Source organism: Streptomyces sp. NPDC056527 (genome assembly GCF_042794475.1).
GTDB lineage: Bacteria > Actinomycetota > Actinomycetes > Streptomycetales > Streptomycetaceae > Streptomyces.
This window is the reverse complement of sequence record NZ_JBHTTQ010000045.1, coordinates 24,357-30,356: the sequence shown is the minus strand read 5'-3', so window position 1 is coordinate 30,356 and position 6,000 is coordinate 24,357. Positions and strand designations below refer to the sequence as shown.

The 6,000-nt window shown below is 70.2% G+C and carries 6 protein-coding genes; 2 read left to right on the top strand and 4 right to left on the bottom strand.

Annotated elements, in window-relative coordinates:
• The first annotated feature begins 444 nt into the window (after positions 1-444).
• Positions 445-651, top strand: coding sequence for a hypothetical protein (locus ACFQ7Q_RS21740; protein WP_383557715.1), 207 nt, complete (start codon positions 445-447; stop codon positions 649-651).
• A 19-nt stretch (positions 652-670) separates the two neighbouring features.
• On the opposite strand, the gene ACFQ7Q_RS21735 is transcribed toward ACFQ7Q_RS21740, so the two are convergent.
• From ACFQ7Q_RS21735 to ACFQ7Q_RS21725, 3 genes are all read right to left on the bottom strand, one after another.
• Positions 671-1,936 carry a DUF2637 domain-containing protein gene (locus ACFQ7Q_RS21735; protein ID WP_383557712.1) on the bottom strand — a complete coding sequence of 422 codons (1,266 nt, stop codon included), beginning with the start codon at positions 1,934-1,936 and terminating at the stop codon, positions 671-673.
• 149 nt (positions 1,937-2,085) lie between these two features.
• On the bottom strand, positions 2,086-2,811 hold the full coding sequence (locus ACFQ7Q_RS21730) for a DUF3558 domain-containing protein (protein ID WP_383557709.1): 726 nt from the start codon (positions 2,809-2,811) through the stop codon (positions 2,086-2,088).
• Positions 2,812-2,918: 107 nt separating this feature from the next.
• Positions 2,919-3,746 (bottom strand): DUF3558 domain-containing protein, encoded by an 828-nt coding sequence (locus ACFQ7Q_RS21725; protein WP_383557707.1) that lies wholly within the window; start codon positions 3,744-3,746, stop codon positions 2,919-2,921.
• A gap of 174 nt (positions 3,747-3,920) precedes the next feature.
• Here ACFQ7Q_RS21725 and ACFQ7Q_RS21720 point away from each other — a divergent pair, with 174 nt between their 5' ends.
• The gene (locus tag ACFQ7Q_RS21720; protein WP_383557704.1) at positions 3,921-5,114 is read left to right on the top strand and encodes an RtcB family protein; all 1,194 of its coding nucleotides are present in this window, start codon (positions 3,921-3,923) and stop codon (positions 5,112-5,114) included.
• 96 nt (positions 5,115-5,210) lie between these two features.
• Here the strand turns inward: ACFQ7Q_RS21720 and ACFQ7Q_RS21715 are convergent, their stop codons facing one another.
• Positions 5,211-5,975 (bottom strand): SDR family NAD(P)-dependent oxidoreductase, encoded by a 765-nt coding sequence (locus ACFQ7Q_RS21715; RefSeq protein WP_383557701.1) that lies wholly within the window; start codon positions 5,973-5,975, stop codon positions 5,211-5,213.
• Positions 5,976-6,000: the final 25 nt, after the last annotated feature.

Here is a 6,000-nt window from a genome sequence, read left to right as displayed (position 1 = left end):
TCGCCTGCCGACGCTGCTGCTGGCGGTGGGCGCGGACCGGGTGCGCAAGCTGCTGGGCGCGTAGCGGTACGGAGATCGGTCGGGGCCGCCACCGGGTTCGGTGGCGGCCCTTCGCCGTGTTGGGCACGGGTGCGGGCGATCGGCGGACGGAGTCCGGCGCAGCCGTCCGAAGCCCGGGAGGCCCCTTGGGGCCGAGCGGTGCGAGGGCGGCGTGAAGAGGGGGTCGGGCCCTCGCCTGCCGACGCTGCTGCTGGCGGTGGGCGCGGACCGGGTGCGCAAGCTGCTGGGCGCGTAGCGGTACGGAGATCGGTCGGGGCCGCCACCGGATTCGGTGGCGGCCCTTCGCCGTGGGTGCCTCCGGTGGGGGTTCTCCATCCTTGGGACTAGAGCGGTTTCCGACGTGGGCACGACGAAAGCCGGGATCCCGCGGGAGACCGTGGAGGCATGAAGAACGAAGTCATCGCAGTCATCGGATGGATCACCCTCGTGCAGGGCGCACTCGGCGCAGGCGGGCAGATCTTCGGGGACAACGCCTGGGGACTGCTCCAGAAGTGGTGGGACATCCCCACCGCCGGCTACGTCGTCCTCGCCCTCGCCGGGATGGCACTCGCCCTGTGGGGCGAGTCGGCCAAGAAGCGGGCCAAGGCCTGAGCCCTGACCCACCCGCCGGTCACGGGATGTGGTTCTCCGCCATCTCCCGCTCGATACGGTGCCGCAGCTGCGGAGTCAGCTCCCGCAGGATCGACGCACTGCGCGGGTGCTGCACCCCGTACATGTCACTGAGCCATATGTCGAGCTGCTCGGCGTTGGGGAAGTCCTGCCGCTCCTCGACGTAGTCCCACATCGCCTTGTAGGCCGCCTCGGAGAACTCGTCCGCGGGCGGCTCCGGCTCCACGAACTCCGGCTCCACGAACTCCGGGTACTCCTCGAACTGCTCCGGACCCTGCTCCTGGCGCGGCCCGGGGATCATCACGTCCTCCGGACCCTGCGGCACCGCCACCGGCGTCGGCTCCAGACCCTCCACGTACTGGGGGGCGAAGGCCGTCTCGTGCGCCTCCGGCGGCAGGGCCTGCGCCTGGAACCACGGGCTCTCGTGGTTCGCGGGCAGCTCCGGACCGACCGGGCCCTGACCTTGGCCCTGACCCTGGGGAAGCTGCGGCTGCGGCTGCGGGGCGAGCTGGACCGGCGGCTGAACCGCCTGCAACGGCTGCGGCTGCGCCGTCGTCGGCTGCGCCGGGATCAGCGCCGGCTCGACACCGGCCGCCGCGAGCCCCGCCGCCGCCGTCTCCGCCAACGGCACTCCGAACTTCGCCAGCCGCAGCGGCATCAGCGCCTCCACCGGCGCCTTCCGCCGCCACGCCCGCCCGAAGCGCGCCTGGAGCCGGGCCTGGTAGATCAGCCGGTCCTGCTCCAGCTTGATGACCTGCTCGTACGAGCGCAGCTCCCACAGCTTCATCCGCCGCCACAGCCGGAACGTCGGTATCGGGGACAGCAGCCAACGGGTGAGCCGCACGCCCTCCATGTGCTTGTCGGCCGTGATGTCGGCGATCCGGCCCACGGCGTGGCGGGCCGCCTCCACGGCGACCACGAACAGCACCGGGATGACCGCGTGCATGCCCACACCCAGCGGGTCCGGCCATGCGGCAGCGCCGTTGAACGCGATCGTCGCCGCGGTCAGTACCCACGCCGTCTGCCGGAGCAGGGGGAACGGGATCCGGATCCAGGTCAGCAGCAGGTCCAGTGCGAGGAGCACACAGATGCCGGCGTCGATGCCGATGGGGAAGAAGTAGGAGAAGTTGCCGAAGCCCTTCTCGACGGCGAGCTCGCGCACAGCGGCGTACGAACCCGCGAAACCGATACCGGCGATGATCACCGCACCGGCGATCACCACGCCGATCAGTATCTTGTGCGTGCGTGTCAGCTGCACCGCGGCCACCCGCGATCCCCTCCCGTCAATCCACATCTCGCGGGCACAGCGTGGCACATGCGCGAGGAGCCCGGCCCCCGGGGGAGGGACGGGCTCCTCGAAAACATGCGCAAATATGGGTGTTCGCGACGTGCGGCAGGTGTGCTGCCGCGTGTTTGTTACCTGCCCGTGGCGGCGACCGCCGCGACGGCCTCCTTCGCGGCCTTCACGGCGCCGTCCATCACGACCTTGTCGGTGGGAGCGGCAGCACCCGCGTAACCGGCGCCGTTGTACGTCAGCAGCACCAGCACGTTGCCGGTCCGGGCCACGACCGAGGCGTACTTGAAGTCCTCGCCCGTCTTCTTCAGGTCGTACGCGACGGCCTTCGACTGCTCACCGACACCCGGCGCGTCCGTGGTGCGCAGCTTCTGCGCGCCCTCGGTCGCCTGGAGCTTGGCCAGCTCCTTGGCGAAGTTCTCCTGGGCCCGCTCCTGGCCGCTGCCGAGCGCGGCGTCCGACTCGTAGCGGTAGAAGGACACGTCGAGCCAGCGGTAGTGCGAGCCCTTCACGCCCTTGTCGTCGAGACCGTTCCACGAGCAGCCACCGCGACTCGAGGTGTCGCTGGAGGTGGCGGTCGTACCGTTCTTCGCCTTCGCCTTGGGCACCAGGCTCGCGGTCGTCTTCGCGGAGATCGACTTGCACACCTCGGGAAGCTTCGAGAACTTCGCGGGCTCGACCGTCTTCGTCGACTGCTGGGCGCCCGGAGTGGCGGACGCCGAGCCCTTGCCCTTGTCCGGGGTGCCCGAACCGCTGTCGGAGTCCGAGGAGCAGCCGGCGACGACGAGCATCACCGGGACGGCTGCGCAGGCGAGTATGCGGGTGAGTCGCGGGGCTGATCGGTGCATGGTTCCTTCAGTCGCTTGTCGTACGGTCCGGCCGGCGGCCACGGTACGCCGACACGTTACGTGCTCGCGATGGGCCCGCGACGGGCACACGGAGCGGCTCCGGGCGGCTACTCCTCCAGTCGTTCGGCGAGCAGCCGGGCCAGATTCCGGGCCTTTTCCTGCAGTTCCTGGCTGTCCGGGGGCTCCACGGAGTCGCTCGCCTGCTCCACGTACTCGACCGTCACGATCACATTGGATGTGCGGAACACCACGCTGACGGTGCGGTGCCGACCGCTCGGACCGCCGGTGCTGAGGACGTCGTCGAGGAACGCGACCTGGCCGAGACCCTCCAGGACCCGGGGCTCCAGACCGGTGGTGGGGGCGACGGTCGGGGTGGGGGTCGGGTCGGCGGAACCGGAGGGGACGTCGGTGGGGGTGGTGGCAGCCGTGGCGCCGGCGCTGCCGGTGGGGCTCGCCGGGGTCTGCGGTGCCTGGGTGGCCTTCGGGGGCTCCGGGAGGTCCGCCGCGATCTGCTTGCCCGAGAACACCGCCTGCGCGCGGTCGTCGTCGCTGACGGCGGAGTCGTACGACACCACCCGCTCGATGTCGAGGCGCAGCCGGTGCGAGGCGTCGGGGGTGTCGGCCTTCCAGCTGCAGCCGACCCGGCGGTCGGTGTCGTAGGTGACGGCGGCCGTGCCGCGGTACGCCTGGTCGCGGTCCTTCTCGGGGAGCTGGGCGGCGCCGGGGAGCAGGTCCTTGAGCGTGGCCTGCGGGACGGAGCCGCAGGGTTCGAAGAGGGTGCGGTAGCGGCCGGGAGGTGCGGGGGCGGCGGCGGGGCCTGCCTTGGAGTCGACGGCGTCCACGCCGGTGCCGCCGCCCGAGGAGCATCCGGTGAGGCCCAAGGCGAGCGCCGCCGCCAACGCTGTCAGACCGGGTACGTACGCCTGTCGCTGCACGCTCCCAGGCTCCCTTCTCCCGAAGACTTCCCCGAAAACTGTTTGCCGCCGGAGACCGGTGGGTGGACACAATGTCTATCGCACGCGCTGCCGTTGATGCCGGTCCGTTGTCACCTGTACGGGCCTTGGAGCCGGTTTTTGCGTTATCAGGCTTTTTGGGGGAATCGAGGAAGTATGTCGTATGTAGAGGTACCGGGCGCGAAGGTGCCCATCCGGATGTGGGCCGATCCTTCCACGGTGGAGGGCGGCGCGATGCAGCAGCTCCAGAACGTGGCCACACTGCCGTGGATCAAGGGTCTGGCCGTGATGCCGGACGTGCATTACGGCAAGGGCGCGACGGTCGGCTCGGTGATCGCGATGCACGGCGCGGTCTGTCCGGCGGCGGTCGGTGTGGACATCGGCTGCGGGATGTCGGCGGTCAGGACGTCGCTGACGGCGAACGACCTGCCGGGTGACCTCTCGCGACTGCGGTCGAAGATCGAGCAGGCGATTCCGGTGGGGCGTGGGATGCACCGGGACGAGGTGGATCCCAAGCGGCTGTTCCAGTTCCCGACGGCGGGATGGGACGACTTCTGGTCGCGCTTCGATGGGATCGCGGAATCGGTCAAGTTCCGTCATGAGCGCGCCCAGAAGCAGATGGGAACGCTCGGGTCAGGCAACCACTTCATCGAATTCTGTCTCGACGAGTCGGGTGCGGTCTGGCTGATGCTGCACTCCGGGTCGCGGAACATCGGCAAGGAGCTCGCCGAGTACCACATCGGCGAGGCGCAGAAGCTGCCGCACAACCAGGGGCTCGTGGACCGGGACCTCGCGGTCTTCGTCGCGGACACCCCGCAGATGCAGGCCTACCGGAACGACCTCTTCTGGGCGCAGGAGTACGCGAAGTACAACCGCGCGATCATGATGGCGCTCTTCCAGGAGGTCGTCCGGCGGGAGTTCCGCAAGGCGAAGGTGACCTTCGATCCGGTCATCTCCTGCCACCACAACTACGTGGCGGAGGAGCGGTACGAGGGCATGGACCTGCTCGTCACCCGTAAGGGCGCGATCCGGGCCGGCTCCGGGGACTTCGGGATCATCCCGGGATCCATGGGCACCGGTTCGTACATCGTGAAGGGGCTCGGCAACGAGGCGTCCTTCAACTCCGCCTCGCACGGCGCCGGCCGGAAGATGAGCCGGAGCGCGGCGAAGCGGCGCTTCTCGACGCGGGACCTGGAGGAGCAGACGCGGGGCGTGGAGTGCCGTAAGGACTCCGGTGTCGTGGACGAGATCCCGGGTGCGTACAAGCCGATCGAGAAGGTCATCGATCAGCAGCGGGATCTGGTCGAGGTCGTCGCGAAGCTGAAGCAGGTCATCTGCGTGAAGGGCTGAGGGACGTACGAGGAGGGGCCGGCGCCATGGCGTCGGCCCCTCCTCGTCTGTGCGTCCGATCGGCCGGCTGTGCCGGTCGGTGACCGCTCTCCGCGGTTACAGCTCGCGGTGGACCTTGGTGTTCGAGGCCTGGGCGCGGGGGCGGACGACCAGGAGGTCGATGTTGACGTGCGGGGGGCGGGTGCAGGCCCAGGTGATGGTGTCGGCGACGTCGTCGGCGGTGAGGGGTTCGGCCACGCCCGCGTAGACCTTGGCGGCCTTCTCGGTGTCGCCGCGGAAGCGGGTGGTCGCGAACTCGTCCGTCTTCACCATGCCGGGGGCGATCTCGATGACGCGGACGGGGGTGCCGACGATCTCCAGGCGGAGGGTTTCGGCGAGGACGCGGGCGCCGTTCTTGGCGGCGACGTAGCCGGCGCCGCCTTCGTAGGTGGAGTGGCCCGCGGTGGAGGAGAGGACGACGACCGTGCCGTCGCCGCTGGCGGTGAGGGCGGGGAGCAGGGCCTGGGTGATGTTGAGGGTGCCGATGACGTTGACCTCGTACATCTGGCGCCAGTCGTCCGGGTCGCCGGTGGCGACGGGGTCCGCGCCGAGGGCGCCGCCCGCGTTGTTGACGAGGACGGCGATCGTGCGGAAGGCGGTCGCGAAGGTCTGGACGGCCTCGCGGTCGGTGACGTCGAGGGCGTACGCGGTCGCCTGGTGGCCGGCCTCGACGATCTCGGCGGCGAGCGCCTCGATGCGGTCCTTGCGGCGGGCGGTGAGGACCACGCGGTAGCCGGCGGCGGCGAGCTGCCTGGCCGTCGCGGCGCCGATACCGCTGCTCGCTCCGGTGACGACGGCGATGGGGGTACCGGCGGCAGTCATGACGTGCTCCTCGCGCGTGTGGTCG

What these genes read in the sequence shown, in the direction of transcription:
- ACFQ7Q_RS21740 (WP_383557715.1), top strand. Translation starts at nt 445, where the DNA reads ATGAAGAACGAAGTCATCGCAGTCATCGGATGGATCACCCTCGTGCAG.
- ACFQ7Q_RS21730 (WP_383557709.1), bottom strand. Translation starts at nt 2,811, where the DNA reads ATGCACCGATCAGCCCCGCGACTCACCCGCATACTCGCCTGCGCAGCC.
- ACFQ7Q_RS21720 (WP_383557704.1), top strand. Translation starts at nt 3,921, where the DNA reads ATGTCGTATGTAGAGGTACCGGGCGCGAAGGTGCCCATCCGGATGTGG.
- ACFQ7Q_RS21715 (WP_383557701.1), bottom strand. Translation starts at nt 5,975, where the DNA reads ATGACTGCCGCCGGTACCCCCATCGCCGTCGTCACCGGAGCGAGCAGC.